General features: G+C 58.9%; 19 protein-coding genes and 1 pseudogene. 11 read left to right on the top strand and 9 right to left on the bottom strand.

The features are described from left to right. Window positions 1-72 precede the first annotated feature (72 nt). Both TEP_RS17550 and TEP_RS17545 read right to left on the bottom strand, forming a co-directional pair. Window positions 73-870: a siderophore-interacting protein gene (locus TEP_RS17550; protein ID WP_025878209.1), complete on the bottom strand. Its 798-nt coding sequence runs from the start codon at window positions 868-870 to the stop codon at window positions 73-75. Window positions 871-929: 59 nt separating this feature from the next. Next, on the bottom strand, window positions 930-1,490 hold the full coding sequence (locus tag TEP_RS17545) for a PadR family transcriptional regulator (RefSeq protein ID WP_132826133.1): 561 nt from the start codon (window positions 1,488-1,490) through the stop codon (window positions 930-932). Window positions 1,491-2,138: 648 nt separating this feature from the next. On the opposite strand from TEP_RS17545, the gene aceE reads away from it, so the two are divergent. The 6 genes from aceE to TEP_RS17515 all read left to right on the top strand — a co-directional run bounded on the left by aceE (window position 2,139) and on the right by TEP_RS17515 (window position 11,456). Further along, window positions 2,139-4,826 carry a pyruvate dehydrogenase (acetyl-transferring), homodimeric type gene (gene aceE, locus TEP_RS17540; protein ID WP_132826132.1) on the top strand — a complete coding sequence of 896 codons (2,688 nt, stop codon included), beginning with the start codon at window positions 2,139-2,141 and terminating at the stop codon, window positions 4,824-4,826. 289 nt (window positions 4,827-5,115) lie between these two features. Then, window positions 5,116-5,685, top strand: a complete 570-nt coding sequence (locus TEP_RS17535; RefSeq protein ID WP_132826131.1) for a hypothetical protein — start codon at window positions 5,116-5,118, stop codon at window positions 5,683-5,685. Window positions 5,686-5,725: 40 nt separating this feature from the next. Continuing rightward, window positions 5,726-7,957 carry a DEAD/DEAH box helicase gene (locus tag TEP_RS17530; RefSeq protein ID WP_132826130.1) on the top strand — a complete coding sequence of 744 codons (2,232 nt, stop codon included), beginning with the start codon at window positions 5,726-5,728 and terminating at the stop codon, window positions 7,955-7,957. A 51-nt stretch (window positions 7,958-8,008) separates the two neighbouring features. Further along, window positions 8,009-9,883: a hypothetical protein gene (locus tag TEP_RS17525; RefSeq protein WP_132826129.1), complete on the top strand. Its 1,875-nt coding sequence runs from the start codon at window positions 8,009-8,011 to the stop codon at window positions 9,881-9,883. Then, entirely contained in the window at window positions 9,880-10,725 is an 846-nt protein-coding gene (locus TEP_RS17520; RefSeq protein WP_132826128.1) for a hypothetical protein, read from the top strand. The genes TEP_RS17525 and TEP_RS17520 overlap by 4 nt, the downstream gene beginning before the upstream one ends. Then, window positions 10,722-11,456: a DUF6339 family protein gene (locus tag TEP_RS17515; protein WP_132826127.1), complete on the top strand. Its 735-nt coding sequence runs from the start codon at window positions 10,722-10,724 to the stop codon at window positions 11,454-11,456. The genes TEP_RS17520 and TEP_RS17515 overlap by 4 nt, the downstream gene beginning before the upstream one ends. Window positions 11,457-11,663: 207 nt before the next feature. Here TEP_RS17515 and TEP_RS17510 read toward each other — a convergent pair whose 3' ends face one another. From TEP_RS17510 to TEP_RS17495, 4 genes are all read right to left on the bottom strand, one after another. Continuing rightward, window positions 11,664-13,007 (bottom strand): type II restriction endonuclease, encoded by a 1,344-nt coding sequence (locus TEP_RS17510; RefSeq protein ID WP_132826126.1) that lies wholly within the window; start codon window positions 13,005-13,007, stop codon window positions 11,664-11,666. 12 nt (window positions 13,008-13,019) lie between these two features. After that, a complete protein-coding gene (locus TEP_RS17505; RefSeq protein ID WP_132826125.1) occupies window positions 13,020-13,451 on the bottom strand; it encodes a very short patch repair endonuclease in 432 nt (143 codons plus the stop codon). Window positions 13,452-13,453: 2 nt separating this feature from the next. Then, on the bottom strand, window positions 13,454-14,704 hold the full coding sequence (gene dcm / locus TEP_RS17500; RefSeq protein ID WP_132826124.1) for a DNA (cytosine-5-)-methyltransferase: 1,251 nt from the start codon (window positions 14,702-14,704) through the stop codon (window positions 13,454-13,456). 201 nt (window positions 14,705-14,905) lie between these two features. Next, entirely contained in the window at window positions 14,906-16,000 is a 1,095-nt protein-coding gene (locus TEP_RS17495; protein ID WP_132826123.1) for a hypothetical protein, read from the bottom strand. Between the two features lie 136 nt (window positions 16,001-16,136). Here TEP_RS17495 and TEP_RS17490 point away from each other — a divergent pair. Continuing rightward, window positions 16,137-16,232: pseudogene (locus tag TEP_RS17490) on the top strand (transposase); the annotation flags it as partial. Between the two features lie 111 nt (window positions 16,233-16,343). Here the strand turns inward: TEP_RS17490 and TEP_RS17485 are convergent. The 3 genes from TEP_RS17485 to TEP_RS17475 form a co-directional block, all read right to left on the bottom strand. Beyond that, entirely contained in the window at window positions 16,344-16,712 is a 369-nt protein-coding gene (locus TEP_RS17485) for a hypothetical protein (protein WP_132826122.1), read from the bottom strand. 453 nt (window positions 16,713-17,165) lie between these two features. Continuing rightward, window positions 17,166-17,591 carry an energy transducer TonB gene (locus TEP_RS17480; protein WP_132826121.1) on the bottom strand — a complete coding sequence of 142 codons (426 nt, stop codon included), beginning with the start codon at window positions 17,589-17,591 and terminating at the stop codon, window positions 17,166-17,168. A gap of 91 nt (window positions 17,592-17,682) precedes the next feature. Then, complete coding sequence (locus tag TEP_RS17475; RefSeq protein WP_206140246.1) at window positions 17,683-17,892, bottom strand: hypothetical protein; 210 nt, start codon at window positions 17,890-17,892, stop codon at window positions 17,683-17,685. A gap of 387 nt (window positions 17,893-18,279) precedes the next feature. Between TEP_RS17475 and TEP_RS17470 the strand changes: the two genes are divergently transcribed. Genes TEP_RS17470 through TEP_RS17455 form a run of 4 tightly spaced genes read left to right on the top strand, consistent with a single transcriptional unit; the run spans window position 18,280 to window position 22,863 of the window. Further along, complete coding sequence (locus TEP_RS17470; RefSeq protein ID WP_132826119.1) at window positions 18,280-19,197, top strand: ATP-binding protein; 918 nt, start codon at window positions 18,280-18,282, stop codon at window positions 19,195-19,197. A gap of 35 nt (window positions 19,198-19,232) precedes the next feature. Beyond that, complete coding sequence (locus tag TEP_RS17465; protein WP_132826118.1) at window positions 19,233-20,510, top strand: hypothetical protein; 1,278 nt, start codon at window positions 19,233-19,235, stop codon at window positions 20,508-20,510. Further along, window positions 20,510-22,219, top strand: coding sequence for a hypothetical protein (locus tag TEP_RS17460; RefSeq protein ID WP_132826117.1), 1,710 nt, complete (start codon window positions 20,510-20,512; stop codon window positions 22,217-22,219). Before TEP_RS17465 ends, TEP_RS17460 begins: the two co-directional genes overlap by 1 nt. After that, window positions 22,216-22,863, top strand: a complete 648-nt coding sequence (locus TEP_RS17455) for an OmpA family protein (protein WP_132826116.1) — start codon at window positions 22,216-22,218, stop codon at window positions 22,861-22,863. Before TEP_RS17460 ends, TEP_RS17455 begins: the two co-directional genes overlap by 4 nt. Window positions 22,864-23,354: the final 491 nt, after the last annotated feature.

Genomic DNA, 23,354 nt, shown 5'->3' with positions numbered 1-23,354 from the left:
GTTGCCGGCCAGCGGCCGGCACTACCCGTAGAAGAGCGTGCGGACCAACGGTCCGCACCTACCGTTTTGCGATCAATCGCCGTCCTGTTCGTCCGGGTGCGCCTTCCAGTAACCGGTCGAGCGGATCCAGTCGCGCGGCACGCCCAGATGGCCTTCAATGAACTTGCGCATCATCCGCGCGCGGCGCGATTCGGTGGCGATCCAGTAGAACGTATCGCCCTCGGGCACCTCGAAGTCGGTCAGCATGTCTTCCAGCAGCGTGCTGCTGGCGGCCGGGAAGCCGTTGCGCTCCAGCCAGTGGATGCGCACGTTCTCGTACTGCGGCAGATCCTGGCGCTCGTCCTCGTCGGCCACCTCGATGTACGCCTGCACCTGCGCGCCTTCGGGCAGCACGTCCAGCCAGCGGGCGATGGCCGGCAGCGCGGTCTCATCGCCAATCAGCACGTAGGCGTCATAGCTGTCGGCCACCACGAACGAGCCGCGTGGGCCGCCGATCACCAGCGTGTCGCCGGCCTGTGCGCGCTCGGCCCACGGCCCGGCAATGCCTTGGTCGTGCAGCACGAAGTCGATGGCCAGCTCACCGGTTTCGTGGTCCCACCAGCGCGGGGTGTAGTCGCGTGCCGGCGAAGGCTGCTTGCCTTCGGGGTAGCTGCGGCCCTCGGCAGTCAGCACCGGCAGCACCATCTCGCCGCTGGCGTTGGGGAAGAACAGCTTGATGTGGTCGTCGGCGCCGGGCGAATCGAAGCCGGCCAGGTCGTCGCCGCCCAGCACGATGCGACGCATGTGCGGGGTGACAGTCTCGGTGCGCAGCACCGTCAGTTCACGGAAGCGCACATCCAGGCGCAGGCGCGAGTTGTGATGTTCGGTCATGGGGGTACCTGTTGGAAGGTCGCGCGGGGGCGCGCGGCATGGGGGAGACCTGGCTGGAATCAGTCTGGCTGGGTCGTTGAAAAGGGAGCAGGCGCGTTGTCGCCCTGGCCGTTGATCAGCGCCGAGGCACGCGACAGCAGGGCCGCCACCTGCTCGGCTTCGCCGTCGGCCCAGCGCCCGTGGTGGTGCACCAGCGCCCGCTTGAACTCGCGCAGCGCAGCGGCCAGCGGCGCCGGCAGCGAGGCCTTGGTGATCTCGCGGGCGCGGTCGAACGCGCGCCGTTGTGCCAATCGCACCTGGCTGCGCTGCACCTTCAGCTCGAACTCGCCAGCGGTGGTGATGCGGAATACACGGCGGCCGTCCACCTCTTCCGACGCCACCCAGCCGGCCTGCTCGAAGCTGGCCAACAGCGGGTACATGGTGCCGGCGCTGGGGGTATAGGCCTGCATGAACATGGTGCTGATGTGCTGCATCAACTCGTAGCCGTGGCGCGGCTGCTCGCCGATCAGCGCCAGCACCAACAGGCGCAGGTCGCCACGGCTGAGCACGCGCGGCTGGCCGTTGCGGCGGGGTACCGCAGCATCGTCAGTGCGGCTCCTGGGGGAAGCGGATCGGCCCATTTCGATATATCGGTAACGTGTGCCGAAAACGATATATCGATACGCCGGACCCGGCAAGCAGGATTCCGGCCACAACGCTTGCCGGATCGGGCCACGCAGCCAGGTGGCGCAAGGGATGGAGGGGGAGGATGCGCGCTGCGCAAGCCACCGTTGCGCGGCCTGACATCCGTATCGGGCCGCGCAACGGCACTGCGGGTTTCCGCCCCGGGCAGGGGCGCAGCAGACGAGCGGCGAACCGCGGGAAGGGGCCTGCTCGCGGCCAACCGTGCGCAGCTGCCTCGTCCGCGTCGAGAGGCACGCGCGACACGTTGTCGCGGGTTCAGCGGCAGCCCGTCAGACAACGCCGACATGGCGCCGGCCTTGCCCCACAACGGTCATCCATGGCGGTAACACTGCGTCCTGCGCATGGGCGCAGCGGGCCAATAGCGACAGCTGGCGCGGCCCTTGCAGGCAGCCACAGCGGCCTGCCGCAGTGCGTTGTCAGCGCTTTGTCCCGCCGGTGGACGTCCCGGGACAGGCCTTGCAGACATGGGTGGCCTGCATCCATACGCCAGCGTAGCCAAGTGACGAAAGCCCTTGGTGCGCTACACTTTGCGGTCTAGAAATCTATCAACAGTCGCGCGCGTGCGTGCGGTAATGGGAGCGCTAATGAACTGGTTGAACGAGGTGCTGAACAACGACCCGAATCCTGTGGAAACCCAGGAGTGGATCGAGTCGTTGAAGGCCGTTATTGATGTCGAGGGCTCCGAGCGCGCGCATCAGCTGCTGGAAGGCATGGTGGAACTGACCCGTCGTTCGGGTGCCTATCTGCCGTTCTCTCCCACTACCGAATACGTCAACACCATCGCGCCGCAGCTGGAGGCCAAGAGCCCGGGCAACGCCGAACTGGAATGGCGCATCCGTTCGATCATCCGCTGGAACGCGATGGCCACCGTGGTGCGCGCCAACCGCAAGCCGGGTGACCTGGGCGGCCACATCGCCTCGTTCGCCTCCGGCGCAACGCTGTACGACGTGGGCTTCAACCACTTCTGGCGCGCCCCCAGCGAAAACCACCCGGGCGACCTGCTGTTCATCCAGGGCCACAGCGCCCCGGGCATCTACGCGCGTTCCTTCCTGGAAGGCCGCATCAGCGAAGAGCAGCTGGACAAGTTCCGCATGGAAGTGGACGGCGGCGGCCTGTCGTCGTACCCGCACCCGTGGCTGATGCCCGAGTACTGGCAGACCCCGACCGTGTCGATGGGCCTGGGCCCGCTGGCCGCCATCTACCAGGCGCAGTTCATGCGCTACCTGGAAAACCGTGGCCTGATCGAGAAGTCCGACCGCAAGGTGTGGTGCTTCATCGGCGACGGCGAGAGCGACGAGCCGGAAACCCTGGGTGCCATCGCGCTGGCCGGCCGTGAAGGCCTGGACAACCTGATCTTCGTGGTGAACTGCAACCTGCAGCGCCTGGACGGCCCGGTGCGCGGCAACGGCAAGATCATCCAGGAACTGGAAGGCGTGTTCCGTGGCGGCGGCTGGAATGTCATCAAGCTGCTGTGGGGCGGTTACTGGGATGCCCTGCTGGCCAAGGACACCAATGGCGTCCTGAAGAAGCTGATGATGGAAACCGTCGACGGCGAATACCAGAACTGCAAGGCCTTCGGCGGCGCCTACACCCGCGAGCATTTCTTCGGCAAGTACCCGGAAACCGCTGCGATGGTGGCCGGTCTTTCCGACGACGACATCTGGCGCCTGAACCGTGGCGGCCACGACCCGCACAAGGTGTACGCCGCCTACCACCAGGCCGTGAACACCAAGGGCATGCCGACCGTCATCCTGGCCAAGACCGTGAAGGGTTACGGCATGGGCAGCGCCGGTGAAGCGCTGAACCCGACCCACCAGACCAAGAAGCTGGACGACGAAGCGGTGCGCCACTTCCGCGACCGCTTCAACATTCCAGTGACCGACGCGCAGCTGGCTGATGGCCAGGTGCCGTTCTACCACCCGGGCCCGGATTCGCCGGAAGTGCAGTACCTGCAGGAACGCCGTGCCGCGCTGGGTGGCTACCTGCCGCAGCGCCGCCGCAAGGCCGACAAGACCTTCGTGGCACCGAAGCTGGAAGCCTACGAGCGCCTGCTGAAGAGCAGCGGCGAGCGCAGCTACTCCACCACCATGGCGTTCGTGCAGAGCCTGAACATCACCCTGCGCGACAAGGAACTGGGCCCGCACATCGTGCCGATCGTGGCCGACGAAGCCCGTACCTTCGGTATGGAAGGCCTGTTCCGCCAGATCGGCATCTACGCGCCGTTCGGCCAGAAGTACAAGCCGGTCGACGCCGACCAGCTGATGTTCTACCGCGAAGACCAGAGCGGCCAGGTGCTGCAGCAGGGCATCAGCGAGCCGGGTGCGATCAGCTCGTGGATGGCCGCCGGTACCAGCTACTCGGTCAGCAACGTGCCGATGCTGCCGTTCTACATCTACTACTCGATGTTCGGCTTCCAGCGCGTGGGCGACATCGCCTGGCAGGCAGCAGACATGCGTACCCGCGGCTTCCTGCTGGGTGGTACCGCCGGCCGCACCACGCTGAACGGTGAAGGCCTGCAGCACGAAGATGGCTTCAGCCATCTGGTGGCCGGTGGCATCCCGAACGTGCGCAGCTACGACCCGACCTTCGGCTTCGAAGTGACGGTGATCCTGCAGCACGGCACCAAGGCGATGATGGAAGATCAGATTGACGAGTACTACTACGTCACCCTGATGAACGAGAACTACACCCACCCGGAAATGCCGGAAGGCGCGGCCGAAGGCATCGTCAAGGGCATGTACCTGCTGACCGATGCTGGCAAGCCGAAGAAGGGCGAGCTGCGCGTGCAGCTGCTGGGTTCGGGCACCATCCTGCGCGAAGCCATTGCCGCGGCCGAGCTGCTGGACAAGGACTTCGGCGTGACCGCCGACATCTGGAGCTGCCCGAGCTTCAACGAACTGCGTCGCGATGGTTTCGACGTGGAGCGTGCCAACCGCCTGCATCCGGAAGGTGAGCAGCGCAAGGCCTACGTGACCGAGCTGCTGGAAGGCCGCCAGGGCCCGGCGATTGCCGCCACCGACTACGTGCGTGCGTATGCGGACCAGATCCGCGCGTTCGTGCCGATGTCGTACACCGTGCTGGGTACCGATGGCTTCGGCCGCTCGGATACGCGTGCGAACCTGCGTCGGTTCTTTGAAGTGGACCGGTACTACATCGCACATGCCGCGATTGCGGCGCTGGCGAAGGACGGAAAGATGACCGCGAAGGATGTGGCCCGGGCGATCAAGCAGTACAAGATTGATCCGGAGAAGGCTAACCCTGTTGGGGTTTGATCGAGTCAATTAATTGACTCGAAAAAGGGCGGCCATTGGCCGCCCTTTTTTTTTGCGAAGTTGACGGACGTCACGCCTTGTATAAACTTCAACCGTCAGCCAGCGTTGTTTGGGAAGGGGGACTAGGATGTCTGCTCCGGGGAAAGTACTCTCAGATCCCGATTGGGGGTGTGAGTATTGGGAGGTTTCCAATCTCGGAGAGGGTAGCCTCCGAGTTTGCCAAGTAAGCGTCGGAAACGTTGAAGCCTTGGCGACATCTATCGTTTCAACCGTGGTTGATAAGTCATGGATGGCCGACCTCGATAGCTTGACGCGAAAAGGATACGAAGCGGCTGTTTCATTAACGACGCCGCTACTCGTTTCTCTGATAAGTAGCGTAGCGACCTCGGGATCATTAACTGAGGAGTTTGGCGAAATAATGGTTTCGACGGGTTCGTCCAGAGCTTTGTCAACCATTTACGGGCACGTGGCTCTTCCTATTTCCGAGCTGTGGAAGCCAAAGAAAAGAAACAACGAAGGATTTGACTTTCATACGGTCTGTCCAATGGAGCTTGTGAATTTTGGAGAGGCAAAGTACTCCGGATCCTCTAGTCCCCATGGAGTAGCCATAGCTCAAATTTCCCGCTTTCTGAAAAGCAAGAAACACCTGATGGACGTGCACTACTTGGGCACGCTCTGTTCGCCAGCGTCAATGGGTCGGCTTGACCTGGATGAATATGGAGTTGTTGCCGCGTTCTCTCTAAATGGTATCGACCATGGGATGATCCTTGGCAATGCCGCTAGCGCGGCGAAGAAACTTGCAATATCCCATAAGGTCGAGCAGGTGCTTCTTGTCGGGGTGGCATATGATGCTAAATAGCCTCCGGGCCATCCATGCGGATAATAATCCGAAAGTAAAGATGGATGAAATAATTGATTATATTCACAGAAATGGCCCCGACTCAAATGAGCTTCTGCAGCAGATTAGTCTGTACAAGGAGTTCAGCCCCGGCAGCTTTGCGGAGGGTGAGGAATACCTTATTTCCGCAATGGGGTTGTTCTACAAGGTTGGGGATGCGGAATCCATCTATTCTCTAATTATGAAGTCCGTTGGCGGGGCAAACACGACAGCCTCAGGGGACATACTGACACCTGTTCAGGCTAGCGTCCGTAACGCAATAATCGCCAATCAGTACATCTCAATATCAGCGCCAACGAGTGCGGGCAAGTCATATGCAATACGCGACTACTTGATCGAGACCAAGGGGGATGCGGTCATTGTTGTACCTTCTAGGGCACTGATAGCAGAGTATGTATCCTCTTTAAGGTCACAATTCGCAGATCGGCGAGACGTTATGATCATGCCGTTTGTAGACAGAGTTTTTACTGATCGCGTCCGACGAAGGGTGTTCATACTCACTCCTGAGCGGGCACGACAGATCGCCTCGCTAAAGAAAAGCTTGGACGTAAATCTGTTCTTCTTCGATGAGGCGCATGTTTCAGAGGAAGAGGGGCGCGGTGTGGTTTTTGACATCTTGGTCCGAAGGGTTGTCAGGGAGTTTCCAGCTGCAAAACTGGTATTTGCGCATCCCTTTGTTGAAAATCCATCTGCGCAGTTGGATAAGCATGGAATCTCCACGGAATCATCATATTCAAGGGCCTACAGTCAGGGGGCTGTGGGTAAGGTGTTCGTATATCGGCATGATAATGGGTGCGACTACTACTTCTCTCCATTTGAGGAAAAGGGTTACCTGCAAAAGAATGCTGTGAAGTTTAATGGTGACTTCGCAGAGTTTGCTCTTGATTCGAAGAGGACCTTGCTCGCTTATGTTTCGAAGGCCTCGATTTATAATGGGACGTTCCTCGACAGCTTTCGTGCCACGATAAGGAATTTCACGCCTTTAATTGATCCAAAGGCCAAAGCGATCATCGAAGATGTCAGGCGCCTGATTGGCGCTGATGGTGGCGGTCAACGGTCGAGCATGGTAGAGCTGATGAAAATTGGTGTTGTGATCCACCATGGGTCAGTTCCCCTGGAAGTCAGGTTTCTGATAGAGAAATTCATTAGATTGAAGTACGCCAGGATATGCTTTGCCACGAGTACGCTCGCGCAAGGGATAAATATGCCCTTCGATGTCGTGTGGCTTGAAACCATGCGACTCTCTGATGCGACCTCGGAGAAGAGATCGTTGTCATTCAAAAATCTTATTGGACGCGCGGGAAGGCTTACACGAGAGAAAAAGTTTGACTATGGCTACGTCTATACGAAAAGACCGATCTTGCTAAGCGAACGACTGCTGGACACTTATGAGCTGTCCCCTGTCTCGGTGCTGGACGCGGACGAAGCAGATGTATCCGCGGATGATTGGGAAATTGTAAAGGCGGTTAAGGACGAAACATATGACGATGAGATGCACATGCCTGAAAGCAGGAAGTGCAGGCTGGAATCTGATAGCGCATTAGTGGCGCTGGCAAGCGTGCTCGATACCATCTATCCCAGCGGCGTCAGTGGTCTTGAGCACCTGCGAGGCATCGCCGGAAGGCGAGCGCGCGAGGGTCTCAAGACGGATCTTAGAATCATCTACGAGATCTATCTAGGTCGCCCGCTCAAAGCAGGCGAATCCGCAGTATTTCATGAGGCGATATCGATACTTTCTCAGGTATTTGCTGGACGATCCTTCAAGGAGATTGCCGGCACAAGATTTTCTAGGATCAGTCGTCGTGATGAACTTGATCGAACCGATGCGCAGTTCTCGCAGATGGCTGCGACTTTGCCAAATGTGGAGATGGAGAAGCCTTTTCCGGTATTTAAAGGGTCAAAGGAGAAGCTTCCCTACGATACGATTGTGTTCGATACCTATGACTACTTGGACAAAGTAGTGTCGTTCTGTCTGGCAGACACATTCTCGGCTGCAGCAGAAATTTTCTATGAAAAGAAAGGTGATCGACGTGCTCTCAAGTTAATTGATATGTTTAGGTTCGGAACAAATGATCATGTCTCTATCTTGTTGATGCGATATGGATTTCAGCCTGAAATAGTGGATGAGCTGAAGTTGTTGGTAAAGCGAATCGATGAGGCTGGGATCACCTTCAAACCAGAAGTCAGGCGTGCTCGTCAGGTGATTCGCGATGCGGTCGATTGGTATATATGAGCAGGTTTTCGAATAACTCTTACTGATCCAGGGCTGGTCGCAAAGGCGGATATGATCGAATTTTTGAAAAATCAAGCGAAGAAGGTTGAAGGGCTTGGATACTCTGGCTTGGAGACCTTCAAGGGAAGCCCATATGCGAGCTGCGTTCGCGAGACTGGGCAGAACAGCATGGACGCCCGACTGGGGGGCGGTCCGGTCAAGATCGAAATTTTTCTTCATGACGTCAAACGGCAGGACGTTCCCTTTGCTGACGAGCTGGCAGAGGTGGTCGATGCATGTCTTCGTGAGAATACAGATGAGCGTACACAGCAGCATTTTGAATCGGCTAAAAAGATCGTTTCCGAAGATATTTGGAAAATTCTAGAGATTTCGGACAGCAATACAACGGGGCTAACCGGTCCTCTTAGTGACATGCACTCTGTATTCAATGTGCTTGTCAAAGGTGATGGGGTAACGAATAAACTTGATCCTACTTCCGCCGGATCGTATGGGATAGGTAAGAACGCAGCAATTGCGGTCTCATCGCTTCAGTGCGTTATCTACTCGACAGCTTTTGATGACAACGGAAGCCAGATTTCTGCGGTACAGGGAAGATTGCGCACTATCTCCCACCAGCGCAATGGCGAATTTTATGGCGCCGAAGGCTTCTGGGGCGGGAAGGACTTCAGTGCGATATCTGACCCGCTAGAAGTGCCGGGCTGGATGAGGAGGACCGTCGTAGGAACTTCGATCTTCTCAGTTGGCTTCAGGCAAGAGAGCGGATGGGAGGATCGTGTAAAGCTTGCTGTTCTTTGCAACTTTGTGAGCGCGATTGACGCAGGCACAGTTGAGTTTAATGTAAACAACACTCTGATCACAAAATCGACGCTGGATTCGCACATTTTCTCACCGGAGCTGGAATCCTCCGCCATCAACTTCGACTTGAAGCCTCAGCTCATGGTTGCCCGAAATCTGCTCGTCAACTTGCGATCAGACACTTCGGTAGAGCGACGCATTGACGACGCCTTCTTGGGTTCATTCATTCTTCGAGTACTCCCTCGACAGGGTATGCCGAAGTCTGTACATATCATAAGAAATGGAATTTATATAGCGAACAACTTCAAGAAGTTCGCTCAGCCGATGGCTAGTTTCAATGGCACTTCGGATTTTATCGCAACTCTTTGCCCTTCCCCAGATGAACGCGGTGAGAACGCGAGCCGAATTCTCAAGTCACTCGAGAATCCAGCGCACGATGCATTTGAGCCTGAACGCATAGTTGACGAGACGAAGCGTGACCAGATCCGTCTCGCAATAAAGCGAGTGGTAGAGAAGATTCGAGGGCTCTTGAAGGAAATTGCCAAGGTCGATGAAGGTGGGACGCTACAGCTTGACGATCTTTCCGAAGTGCTGGCGCGCAACGGTGGGGCAGGGTCTTCGAAAGTCGAGGCCTCTGATGAGCCTGATCCTCTGACGCTGAAGTATTCCGAGGCCAGGAAGTCCATCAGTAGAGAGCCGCAGCCAGGGATCGGAGCCAACGGTAACTCCATTCAAAAAGGCGGCGGGGATCGTGCCAAGTTGGGCGGACGTCAGTCGAACAAGGGAAAGGGGCCAGGCCTAGGTAGCCGCGGTGCAGTCCCTCTTGAAGATGTCATATTTACGATGGATCCAAAGCGGGGTTCCCGCGCAAGGCGATTGCATTTCACAAGCTTGGCAGCAGGGACGGCGAAGATCTCGCTTCATGTCTCAGGCCTGTATGGATTGGAGCCTTTGGAAGTGACATCCAGCTCGCAGGGAGTCATCGAGAGTGGGGCAATCATCGTCAACCTTAACGCAGGTGAGCGTGTGTCGATAGATGTCGAGATCGATGAGCCATACTTTGGAGGTGTCGAAGTTCAAGCTTACCCAGCCGCTGGTGGCACTGAAGCTGGCGCGGAGGGAAGGGAATGAAGATTGCAGAATCTACTAATTTTCAACACCCGGTGTTGGCGCCTTGGCTGCGTGACATAGCCGGATACAGGTTCGATGTTGAGCTTAGAACTGCCGAAGATGAATCTACCAACAGTCTCTTTATTGACTGTCAGGTGGTGATGGACCAGCCGGATATCAGAACGCTGATTGATTCAGGCGCCGCAAATTTCGGCATTCTCGTGCGGTGCACGGACACAGGGTATCGAAAGGTCATCAAACTGGGATTTCCCCGAGGTCTTCATGAGTTCGCTCCTGGCGCCTTGCTGGGGCGTGTTCAGTTTAGACCAATGATCTGGTTAGCTTCCAGTCTCTTGGACTATTCGCCCCGGGGCAGGCGAGTTGAGTTCGATAATGTCGACGCACTGGGCGCCGGCACTATTCTGGCGCTCGCAGAGGAGTACCTTGTTGATGTCTCTCGCCCTCCGTTACCTTCGATCGAGTCTCTGTTTGAACTGAGGGTTGCATCTCATGTAGAGGATGGCCTGTTCGATATTGACCTGAATTCTGACAAAGTGACTATCGGCGTGTCTGAGGCGACTTTCAGCGTAATTCATTCTGTGCGAAGCGGAGCTATTACTGGTGCTGGTAGCGTACAGAACCTATTCTATTCTCAGATCATTATGCACCTTCTTCATGAGGCGGATCTTCGTAAGCTTGAATTGTTCGGATACAGATGGTGTGGCGCCCTTTACGCAACTGTCGAGTCGTTGGGTCGTGAATTGGAAGGTGGATGCAAAATGTCCTTGGCACAGCTTATTCTAAACAAGCCTTTGCTTAATATCGGCTCTGGCGAAAGTGCCGAGGAGACGTTCCTTTCATGAATATCACAATGGTTTCAGCGGAAGTGGTTGAATCCTTGGCTTCAGCCGTCTCCACCAGTATGGATCTGTACCGGGAGCGTGGATTCTCAAACGAAAGCTCAGCGGCAGGATGGAATATTGAAGTTCCTGGTGTTTCTTGGGATGACAGCATTCCAATGTATCTCTCTCCTGATGATAATGAGACGTCAGAGGTTGAAAACTCCTACGTGGTCTACTCTGCTCTTAGTGGAATGACTCCTGCCATAGCAAGGGATGAGAGGATCTGGGTCCGCCTATGTCACGTTGAACTTTTTGACTACGCGAAGAAACGGTGGATGACGTCAACAGGTCTTAGCGAGGCGGCGGTTTCGAAGCATTTCTTCGCTTCAGGAGTTGTTGGCAGCCGGGATGACAACTCTATTGGCAGACTTTGGTGGAATGGTCACGTGGCCTCGCTTGCTTTCCCCTCCGATCTTAGGCGTGGCCTCTCTGTGCTTCTGAAAAGAGCGAATATCAGAAAGCAAGTAATCGATCGGGCCGATAGTGCGTTTAGAGTTGCTCTGATTGGCCCGCTTTTGAGGGAGATTGAAGGGAGCGCTTGGATCAGCGAGAACGACAAGGCGATCGCGACATTCATGAAGCATGTGAATAGGCGATTCGGGGGAATTGTTCTTGAAGATTTGCCTGAGGATGCTGTTCGAGACTCTATTAGACAGTGCCTCAAGGACGCCGAGCTAGCCAGTGCGCGCTAGTAGGGCTTTCCCGTGCGCTTTGGAGGGTGCTTGCGCTTGGACTAGGTGAGGTGCAGGTCCATGTCCATGTCTAGTGCATGACAACCACTCCCGTGATCTAAATCAGGGAGCAATGGCTGCCCCCATGCACCCTTGCCACTGCATGCCAAGGTACCGAATTTGGAGTCATGAGCTTTTACTTGCACCCGCAGAGCACTGCTGGAGAGATCAAGACCTTATAACTAGTTTTTTTCGCTTGCGCTCCAGTTCTTCGTCGAAGAATTCCCGAAAGGAAATCACGTTTGCGTCGTTGTAGTAGAGAGACTCATTGTTCTTTGTCTTCAGCGACTCGGGAACTACCAACGTAATCTCTGCCTTCCGCAGATCTGCAAGCGCTTCCTTTGATACCCGGTCATCCACTGTTGCAAGGAAAATTGCACAGTTGAAGCGTTCGTGGGTGATCTGCTTCCAGCGCTCGCGCAGAGTCGTCTTGGCCGAAAGAATGGCCGCGTCTTCATATCGCCGTTGTGTGTCCAAGGCTACCGTTGCCTGGTCAGGTAGGACGAAGTCTGGACGTCGCTGACCAAGAATTGCCTGCGCCTCGAATCTTACTCCACCTGCCTTCAACATGGCTGCCAGGTGCGACTCAAACGACTTGCCGGCGCGGCTCTTTCTCTGTTGGCTTGCGGATAAGAAAAGAGTGTTCAACGCCGCAAAGCCGCGCACAGCGGCCGTCGCAGTTCGATCATGCTCAGCCAGAACTTTGGAGACCTCGACGGCTCTCATGCGAAGCTCATGCTTACGGTAGATTGCAAACTCGATATCCCTGCTCACGCGCATAAGAGCGTCACCAGGCTTCTTGATTTCCCATGGATTGAACGTCCGTGATCCCACTGATCCAAGGAAGTCTGCTCTCGCCTCTTCAGCCAGTACGTCCGGATCCGGCATTCTGGAGTACTTGGTAGCAAGTGCCTCAATGGAGCCAGTACGAAGCGCGGCATCGATTTCGCCGATCAGTTCGGCAGCCTCGTCGGAATCGATGGCCGACGCCCGCTTGAATCTTGATGGACTGAAGAGCTCGAAGTGGAAGTTCGATTGGATGTCCAAGCGACTTTCAAGCAATTCCGCTTCCGTAGAAGCTGAGTCGATCACCATGAACCAGTGATGTGCGCACCCTTCGGTCTGCAAGAGCGACCCGCCCAACAGCCAAGATGCGGGATTCAGATCAGCAAAGAGCTCTGCAGGAATCCTCGTGAAGTGGCATTCTGACCGCTTGTTGCTGAAGTACTTGATCCCGGAATCGGTCCTTACTTCCCCGGTTTGGGGCCAGAAGGAGGGGCAGTTGGCCTCAAGGATATGAGGCTTGTCTTCTCGGGCACGAAGTTCTGGAAAAAAACCTGACTCGCGTATGTCGCGAGGTACGTAGAAGCCCGACTGATGACCTCCACCCTCATTTGCCCACGATGCATCATTGAACGATAGCTTCTTCAGGAAGAGCTTGTCGCTGCGACTGACAAATGACTCTATCAGCGACCATTGGTCTGAGTTCCGTTCCAGAAAATCCATCTCCATCCCCGTTCTCCTTCAGTGGGAATCCTGCCGTAGGATTTCGGCCAAGTGATCCAGAAATGAAGCCTGCTCAATGGCGCTCTTTCCGCGCAACGAGCACTCCCATACGGTTAGTACCCGCCAGCCCATGGCTTCAAGCTCGGCGGTAACGCGCAGATCCCGGCCCCTGTTTTTGCCAATCTTATCTGCCCAGAACTCCGGGCGCGTCTTCGGCAGTCGGTACAGTGGGCAATCATGCCCGTGCCAGAAGCACCCGTGCACGAACACAACGGTCCGATACTTCGGCAGCACGATGTCTGGCCTGCCTGGCAGCTTTGCACCGCCCAAGCGATATCTCAGCCTCCGAGCGTGGAGGCCCTTGCGCACAAGGACCTCCAGCTTCGTATTCGAACCACGTATCCGCGACATCTGCGCGGACCGCTGCTCCGGGGTGAGGCTGTCGACCAAGGTCAGGCCTTGGCCTTCTTCTTAGCCGGCTTTGCCGGCTCCGAATCAGCCTTCTGGAGCAGGTGAGGAACCATGATGCGGGCGACTTCAGCGATCACCGGCACAACCACCGAGTTTCCGAACTGCTTGTAGGCACGGGTATCGGAAACCGGTATGCGGAAATTGTCATCAAAGCCCATCAGACGGGCGCACTCGCGCGGTGTCAGGCGTCGCGGATTCTTCTTCGCGCCTTGGGAGATGAGGATCTCCGAACCATCCTTGTAGTAGCGCGCAGACAGTGTGCGGCACGTACTTTCGGGGGTTACCAGGCCGAAACCGAAACCGTTGCCCTTGTCACGATGCTTGGCGGCATAGTTCTGCAAGTACTCCCACAGCTTGTCCGACAACGTGTACTTGTCCAGCACCTTGCCTTTGGCGCCGGCAATGTAGGGTTGATCCTCGTCTTCGCTACCGTCTTGCTTGTGTAGCACGGAGGCCATGCGGGGGGAAATGCCAAAGTCAGGCAGCTCGAGGTCGTCGAAAGTGAACGCGGTCTCTTCACGGAAGCCTACGATGATGATTCGCTCGCGGTGCTGAGGGCCGAAGTGCTTGCCGTTGATGACCTTGGCTTGCACGTGATAGCCCAGTTCGTTCTTCAGCACGTCCATGATTGTTGAGAACGTACGGCCCTTGTCGTGGCTCATCAGGTTCTTCACGTTTTCCAGAAGGAAAGCGCGTGGACGCTTGGCGTCGATGATGCGGGCCACGTCGAAGAACAGCGTGCCCTGGGTTTTGTCGGAGAAGCCGTGCGGACGTCCAAGGGAGTTCTTCTTGGACACACCGGCAATGGAGAAGGGCTGGCAAGGGAAGCCAGCCAACAGCACATCGTGGTCAGGCACGTCGTTCTCCTGGACCTTGGTGATGTCCGAAGCGAAAACGTGGTCGGGGCCGTCATGGAAGTTGGCCTTGTAGGTCTTCACCGCGTAGGGGTCCCATTCGCTCGTGAATACGCAACGGCCGCCAAGCTTCTCAAATGCAGTGCGGATTCCGCCGATGCCAGCGAAAAGATCGATGAAGCGGAACTTGCCCTCGCCAGACGGCGGCTCGCCAAAGGGAAGCAGGCGCTGTCGGATTGCGTCGGCGATGTAGGGCTTTGGTTCGGTCTCACGCAGCTGCCAGCGGCGGACCGTCTTCGGATCAACTCCCAATGCCTGGGCGACCTCCTTGGGGCTGAAGCGTTGCAGGGAGAGGTCGATCAGTTCGTACGCGTTCATGGGTGCTCCGGGAATTCGGGGGACAGTATGTCCAATTTCTTCCCGTGGGTGAAGTGGGGCAATCAGGGCTTGCCTCGGCACGTTGTCGGGGCAACGCCTACACAGAAGGGTGGTGGGGCTCGTCGGTCCAGTCCGAAACGCATGTCGGCTAGAGAAGCCGGGGGCATCTTCCCCCGGGTCGATCTCAAAAGCTGAGACCCATCATCTCCGAGGAGCGGTCGGCGCTACTTGGGCCAACTCTGCCAACCACCCGCCCGATGCCTGCTCGAGCTTCTGGCCCGACAGGAGCTTCAGGATCTCTGGTGAGATCTTCTGACCCTCCTCACCATAAGTGCCAAGTCTGGAAAAGATCGATACCGGCAGCTCCCGGAATCCAACGGTTCCAGTCCCAGTGATGGTCGTGTGTTTGGCGGATTTTCGTAGTGGCTTCCGCTCGATCAGATCGATCTTCTGACGTGTCATCTCAACCCCAATGACGGCAGCGCGCTCGCGCAACTGCCTGTTGTTGAAGAGATACATAGGCTTGACCGTGATGTCGCGGACAGGTTTGACAATGATCATGTGCGCAGGCCTCAGGCCGGCATCGGCCATGAACCTCATCATGCGTAATTCGCCATCGTTCAACCCGAAGTTGTCGCCTGACCCCATAGGGAACTTATGCTTGAGTTCGAGCATCCAGAGTTCCTCCCGGAACAGACAGATCCTGTCCAGGTTCCACGTGCCGATGAAGAATGGCTGCAGCAGGAAATTCACAAGGAGCCGCGGAATCACCAGCTGCGTCCAGATCTGCTCAGTGCTGAGCGCCTCGGCAAGGAATCCCCAGATGGCTGTGTTCTGGCGCACTTCATTCTTGACATCTGATGCGATGGCTTGGTACCTCGGCTTTCGTCCGATATCCCGAACCAGATCCGCCAGAGGCCGTCTTGGCGTCAAGTGCTTCGAATCCCATAGACTGGCATGGAAGTCATCATTGATCAGCTCAAGGTGATACACGGTGAACACCTTTGCGAGAGCGTCAAGGTAACGTCGTTGTCCAGGCTGAGTGCCCCGGAGCCACACGAAAGCGACTGGAGGAGATCCGGCCTTGGGGGAATTAACAACGAACGTTTCCAGGTCCAGAAGCTGCAGACCACCATTCGATTCACTCGCCGCGTGTTCGAGCATCTGATCGAAGGCGCGTTCAACGACCATGCCCTCGAGAACCTGATGCTTGTCCCACTTCAAAATCTCGTGTGCCAGATCGCGATCAGTGCGATCAAGTGAACTGAAGGGTCCCCAAGGAGTTTCGTCCATCATGCTTCGACGTACCTGTCATTTTTCGACAGGATAGCGCCAGAAGCTGTCGCATACGGCACTTAGCCCGTTCTAAGGGGTTCACCCCCGTTTCCACGGACACTTGCAAGAAGGCCGATCTAGGCCATAAGGAGTTTTCATGTCAAAGCGTAGGAAGTTCAGTGCCGAGTTCAAGCGCGGTGCGGTTGAGCAGGCGAGCCAGCCCGGTGTCACCTGCGCTCAGGCGGCCCGGGAGATCACCAGGCCCATCAACATGAGCGTGGTGGTGATAACTACGGGCGGCACCCTCATGGGCAGCGCTGCGGCAGCACCGCCGCAGCGCACCAGACCCGCAGCGTAGTAGGCGCTACCCGCGCACCTGCAGGCACGCACTGGCCTGCGCCGTTAGCGCCACGCAAGCCATCTTCAACCCTTCCATCACCCGGTCCCCCAAATACTCCTCAGGCGCACCGTTCTGCCGGGTCCGTTCCGCAGCCAACATCAGCTCCGCCACCACGCGCAGCCCGGCCAGCGCGCAATCCGCATCCGCCAGCTGAAGGCAACGCCCAGGCAGTTGATGCCTCTCCGGCCAAGGCTGACCATCCGCAGCCGCACCAGTGCCGATGCGGTGCAGCGTGGCGACGAAGGTGTTGGGATCGACGGACGGTTCGCTTTCGGCTTCGGCGTTGTCCGGATCGTACTGCGCGTGCAGGGAACGGAAGTCCGACGTGTTCATGGCAATGCTCCGTACAGGACAGATAGCAGCGCCACCAATAAAGGCGGCGGACGATGCGTGGCTCGAAAACCGATCAGAGTCAGTCGGCGGACCCGAAGGTCCCCACGCACCGCCCGCCATGGAACGCGAACGGATTGCCAGCCGGCGCCACGCAGAGGTGACGCCGGCTGACAAGCGTAAACACTTGACTCTGAAAAACGGGTTTTCGACGCCCGCGCCACCCTCTTTCGGTGGCACGCCAAGAGATACCCGCGCAGCTGCCAAATGCCAAGAAACTGCAGAACTGACGATTGCCAGTCCTGACGCTTTCGGCATTGTCGCACACGGTGTTAAGCCGGCAAGCGATTGCGCCGCAACGTTCTTGAAGCGCTTGGCGCTATTGGGCCCAAGCACAGGGATGCCCGCAGCCAGGGCCATGGCTTAGGACCAATTACGACAGATTGGAGCAGCGGTTCAGCCGGGCGGTGCCTCGGCCGTGGGCACGAAGGTCATACGCACCCGAACCCGCGCATGCAGCGCGACTCCCTCAACCACGATCGGTTCGAAGCGCCACCGGTCCACTGCGGTAAAGGCCGCACGATCAATCTCCCGCAGCCCGCTGGACCGCGCCACCATCACGTTGGAAACGTGGCCCAGCTCATCCAGTTGAGCAACCAACAGCACCTCCATGGGAACCTGCAGCCCCGCATCGGGCGGCGTGGCAGGGGCCGTTGAATAGACAACGGCAGGCGTCTGCTTCAGCTCGAAGGTGGGGTTGTCACCGCGCTCTACAAACACTTCAGTGGAAATCTGCGGGTCTGCCGCCATGGCCATGGCAGGTGGAGCGCCCAGCAGCATCAGAACGAGGTTCAGTGCCAGGGCGGTGTTCAAACGAGGCATACGTGGTTTCCATTCCGGTGCACCATCAGCATAGCGGCCATCCTCAGGCATCGCTTGCCTTGAATGCCGGCGTGTCGGACTGCTACGCGGATCACAAAGACACGCCCGGCCGTGGCCACAGCGCATCGTCGCGCTCCAGGTCGTAGTCGCTGCCGAATGCCAGCGCCGCCTGGCGTGGTGGAAGGTCTGCGTAGCAGCCCAGCAGGTACTCATCCACGCCGGCATCCCTATGGTCGATGGCGAACAGGTGGAGGAGCTCTTTGTCGAAGGCTTCGAGCCATGTGGGGGCGATTCTGGTCATGGTCATCCTCCGGTGAGGTGGGGAGGATGACCGCAGTGGGTCTCACAGGATGGGAGGTGTCCACGTCGTGGTTCTGCATTTCATAGTGGTCTGATTGCCCGCCAACGCAGGCAGCGTTAGAACAGTGTCGTCGTTCTTCTATTGATGGGTGTCACATGTGGCGAGATCCAGGCAGCTGCCAGCCCGCTGGCGGTAGCACGTAGCCCATACAGGGCGAGCGCTCCGATGGGGCTCAAGTCCCCCGCGCGGATGCCGATACCGACCTCAGGTTCGCCCTGCGACGTGCAATGTCGCAGGGTTGTCGCACGCTCTGGGCCGGCGCTGTTGCCGGCCAGCAGGACACAGGAAGATGTTGATGACGGGAAGTCACCGCTGGACGGTCCGGGTATGAGCCGGGCTGGTCACCGCACGCCGCCGGTTGTGCCGGCAGATCACGCGCTACCCGCTGCGCGGCAGCCGCGCTTCTCGCTGGAGAAGGACGTGGTTCTGGCCGCGCAGACGCGCGTGCAGCTGCAGGAGTGCCTGGCGCGCATCCGCCACCATCGCACCATCTATCGCGAGTGGGGGTTCGAGGCGGTTGATCCGCTCGGCCGCAGCAGCGTCATCAACTTCCATGGGCCGCCGGGCACGGGCAAGACCATGGCCGCCGAGGCGCTGGCCGGAACCTTGGGGCTGGGCTTCCACCACATCGGCATTGCCGAGCTGGAAAGCCGCTACATGGGCGAAACCGCACGCAACATCCAGGCCGCTTTCAGGATGGCCCACGACAGTGCCTCGCTGCTGTTCTTCGACGAGGCCGATACGCTGCTGGGCGCCCGACTTTCCAATGTGACACAGGGCGTGGACAACGAGGTCAACGCGATGCGCTCGACCCTGCTGATCGAGCTGGAGCGCTTTGAAGGCATCGTGGTGTTCGCCAGCAACTTCGCGCGCAACTACGACGAAGCCTTCCGCAGCCGTATCAGCTATCACATCCACTTCGACCTGCCCGACAGGCTCGCCCGCCACGCGCTCTGGGACCGCATGCTGGTGCCCGGCATTCCGCTGGCTGACGAGCGGGCTGCGCTGCTGGGGCAGGCCGTCGACGCCTCGCGCGGTCTCTCGGGGCGGGACATACGCACTTGCCTGCGACTGGCGTTGCCCAAGGCCCTGCTGGACGCCGACTGCCAGCCCGCACTGGCGAAGCTGAGCTGGCCACACCTGCAACAGGCGATCAGTGACATACAGCGCGCACAGCAGCACGTCGGGCGAACTGCGTCTTCGCCCAGTGGCGCGCAGGCCGCCCGCGATCTTCTTGGCGTGTAAGCACGCCCTTCCTCTACCACCAAAGGAACACAGCCATGGGATGGTTCACCAATGCAGTTGCGGCAACCGCACGCTTCGTCAGCTCGGCGGCACAGAAGGTTGCCAGTGCCGCACAGAAGACCTGGGAAGTAGTCAAGAAAACCGCGGTCAAGGTCGTGACCCTGGTAGCCACCGACGGCGAGAAGACCGTCGCCAAGGCAAAGGATCTGTGGAAGACCGCTCGCCCGTATGTGAAACAGGCTACGGCGTGGCTGCGCACGGGTGCCCCGCATCCGCTGATCAAGAACGTTGCTCTGGCCATTGATGCGCTGTTGGCGCTGGAGAACTCTCCAGTGCTGCAGTGGATTGACAAGGCGGTGAGCTGGACCATCGAGCTCGCCAAGCGTCTGAACGCGGCGATGGAGCAGGGCGTGCAGGTGGAGCTGGATGCCGCGGAGCGCGCACAGGCCGAGCAGTATCAGCAGAAGTTCCGCGATGCTGCCGGCAGCTTCAGCGGCGAGCAGGCCCATGCGGTATCGGTGGTGGCGATGGTCAATGATCTGGTGCTTGCACAGGACAGGATCAATGCACTGGTGGAGACCGGCGAAGTGGCCGACGTCGACCACTTCCTTCGCCTGCGCGCCACGCAGAAGCTGTTGAAGGAAGCGAATGCACGGCTTGCGGCGGCGACGGAGAGCCGCATTGATACGGACGACATCTTCCTGGTGCGCGTGGCGTCCGATCTGCTCAATGCGGATCCCTCTCTGTCGAGCGAGGATGCGCAGGCGTTGGACGACCTGCTGCAGCGTCGACATGGTCGTGGCCTGCTGCCGTTCGCCTTCGAGGAAATGCTGCCGGCATGGCACATGCGCAACCAGGCACTGGAAGCGCAGTGGGAGGCAATGAACGATACGCTGCCCGCCAGGCAGGTGAAGCTGCGCCGGTTGGAGGCGGAGCTCTCCATCTCGGCAGATGGGCGCCTTGACGAAGCCGACCAGGCTGAACTGGATGTTCTTCGTCTCTCCGTACCGCTTGAGCAGAAAGCATTCGACGACCTGGCGGACGAAAAGCTGGCGCTCTCCCAGTACCTGCATGCGGCTGAAGGCTTCCTGCAGGTCCTTGAGCGCCCCGCCGAGGAGCTTGAGGCTGCTGGAATGGGCTACCTGATCGATGCCGGGCAGCAGGTTGGCGAGCTCATCATCCAGGGTGCCGAGCAGGGCAAGCAGTGGAACGAGTTCACGCCCAGGCAGCAGGAACTGATCATCGATTTCGCCAACATCTTCGAGGATGAGTGCCTGGAGCGCGTGCAGCGCCTGGTTGAGGTTGCGGCCTGATGCTTGTACACGTCGCTGACTTCATCTGGCCGGATTTCAGTGAGCCGTTCCAGCTGGCCTTCTTCGCGATCATCCTCGGCGCCGCAGTGGCGACCGTTGTGGGGGTGTGGCGCACTGCGCGGCCTGACAACTGGAAGGCCAACTGGGAAGGCAAGGAGCGCGGCAATACCGGGCTGGATGTGGACCACGGCTCGTTCAACGATGTGTGCGACGCCGTTGCCACCAAGCCGGAGAAGTATGCGGAGATCGTGCCGGGCCTGCTCCTGATCTTCGGCCTGCTGGGTACCTTTGTGGGCCTGGGCATTGCCTTGGACAGTGCCTCTTCCATCCTGAGCAATGCCAACGCCCAGAACGCGCTTGATGGCGGGATGAACGACCTGCTGGAAATGATGGGGGGCTTGGGCACCAAGTTCAGGACCTCCACCTGGGGCATCCTCGGTTTCCTGCTGGTGAAGCTGGTACTGGCGGGCATGGGGCGGGAGACCCAGCGCCAGCAGTGGGTGATCGCCCGCATGACGCTGGAGATGGACAAGGCCAGGCAGGCGGGCGAGCACCTGGAAGAGCAGCGCAGCCAGCGCATGCAGAATGCGTTGGCAGAAGTGGCCGTGAACATGGATGGCTCTCTGGACCAGAGGCTGCAGCAGGACCGTGGCCTGCGCCTGGCACATCATGACGGCACGGCCGAAATGATGCAGCAGGCCGTGCTGGCCCTGGGCCAGCAGTTCATGGCTGCACTGGAGCAGGATCGCAGCCTGCGGCTGCAGGCTGACCGTGCTGCCGCCGAGCAGCTGCGGGTGCTGCTTGGCGATGCGTTCGCGCAGCTGCAGCAACGCATGCAGGCCGATCAAGCCGCGCAACGCGGTGTCGCCGAGCAGGCTGCACAGGCACTGGAGGCGCTGCTCGCCATGCAGGAGCAGGGCAACGAGATTGCACTGGATACCCAGCAGGTGCTGGTGGCGTTCACCGCCTCGCAGGAGGCCTTCAGCGGCTCCATCCAGCGCAGCGCCGACACCATGTCGGCCGCGGCTTCGAACATGAACGGTGCTGCCGAGCACGTGTCTGGTGTCATCGCTGCATTCGACGTCGGTGTACGCAACACGCTGGGAACAATCAAGGAGGAATTGGGAGGCACCATCGAACGCATGGATACCTCGCTGCGGGACAGCGTCAGCGCAATGGCCAGCAATCTGGGGACGATCGCGAGTGGCTTGAGCAGCTCAATCGAGATGTTCACGACGGAGTCAAAGCAGACCTTGGGCCAGGTTTCGAGGAGCATCGAAACGTCTTCGCACAGGCAGCAGGAGGGTCTCGAATCGCTCAAGCTCGTGACTGATGCGGCCCAGGAGAGCATCGTGAAGTCGACGAACTACATCAAGGCCAACAGCATCAAGATCAAGACCGGGCTCAAGGCGGTTTCAACTGCTGCCCGAAGCGCGGCTGAGGTGGGTGGCCAGTTGAAAGTTGCGCATGCCAGTCTGGAACTGGTCGGAGTGACTCTGCACAAGGTTCAGGCCGCGATGCAGCGCGATGGCAATGAAGGCCAACAGCTGCGCGAGGTGGTGTCCCAAGGCACCAAGCGCCTGGTAGATGCGCACCAAAGTACCTATGACCTGCTGAGGCGCCAGGCCGACAATCTGGAAGCGTTCCATGCGGAACTCCGTCGTCTGGTCCCACCCAGGGTGGAGGATGAGGCGGTGCTGGGCGGATGAAGGATAAGCCCAACGAATGGGTGGCCATCTCCGACCTGATGGCCGGCGTGCTGGCGGTGGTGATGCTGATGCTGGCCGTGGTCGTCCTGCAGCGGCAGTTCGCCGAGGCCCAGCACCAGCGGGACCTGGCCGCGTTGGATGCGACCACTGGCAACCCGGTGGCCGAGCTGCTGCAGCAGGTGCAGGGAACCTTGGGTACACAGGTGGCAGGGCATTTGATCAGTGTTGACGTTGCCAGTCGACGCATCACTCTGCGTGACGGTGTATTCGCGCAGGGAAGTGCCTGTGTAACACCTGCCGCCGGTGCAGCCATGCAGGCGGTGGAAGCACAGGTGGGAACCTTCCTGCGCGACCACCCTGCGGGGCGGATCTTCGTGGAAGGCTATACCGACGACGCACCGGTAAAGCGTCCTGTCACCGACTTCGCGCGTTTCTGCACCGTCTACGACGACAACTTCACGCTGTCGGCCGCGCGCGCCCGCGAGGCGCGCAAGACCCTGCTGGGGACACTGGACGCCACTTCTGCCCGGCGGATCGTGGTGGCCGGTTATGGCGACTCGCGACCGTTGGCCGAGGTGCCACCATCTGATCCGCGCAATCGCCGGGTGGAAGTGTTCTTCACCCTGGACGGCAGCCGCAGCTGAGCCATGTCGCAACTCTCAGCGCTTGCCTGCCCGCAGCCAGGCTTCGGGCAAGCCTTCAAACAGGCTGTCCAGCGTGGAGGCCGGGCGGCACGCCACCGGTGCCGACTGACAGTGGGGGCAGTGGGTGAAATGGGTGAAGCCCTTGATGCGCACGTCTCCGCAAGGTGGGGTCGTGCGTTTCCAGCTGCAATGGCTGCAGCTGTAGGTCCAGTGCTGCGTGCGGCCCCACATGGCAGCCGCACTCACTCTTCTTCAGCGTTGTTGTACTGCTCGCTCAGCCAGCGACCCAGTCCGTACAGCGCCCATCCGTATACAACAGTTGCTCCGATGATCCTGAACATGATCTTCCTCGTGGGGTCGTTTGATCTGGCTCCCCGTGAGCGGACGCCAAGAAGCGATACTTTGATCGCACTTGGAGGTTCTTTTATGTCCCGTATCACCCGCCGTAGCTACACCGATGAGTTCAAGCACCAGGCTGTGGCGCTGGCCGA

Source organism: Stenotrophomonas sp. TEPEL (genome assembly GCF_004348785.1).
GTDB lineage: Bacteria > Pseudomonadota > Gammaproteobacteria > Xanthomonadales > Xanthomonadaceae > Stenotrophomonas > Stenotrophomonas indicatrix.
The sequence above is the reverse complement of the archived record's forward strand: the minus strand, read 5'-3'. Positions and strand labels throughout refer to the sequence as shown.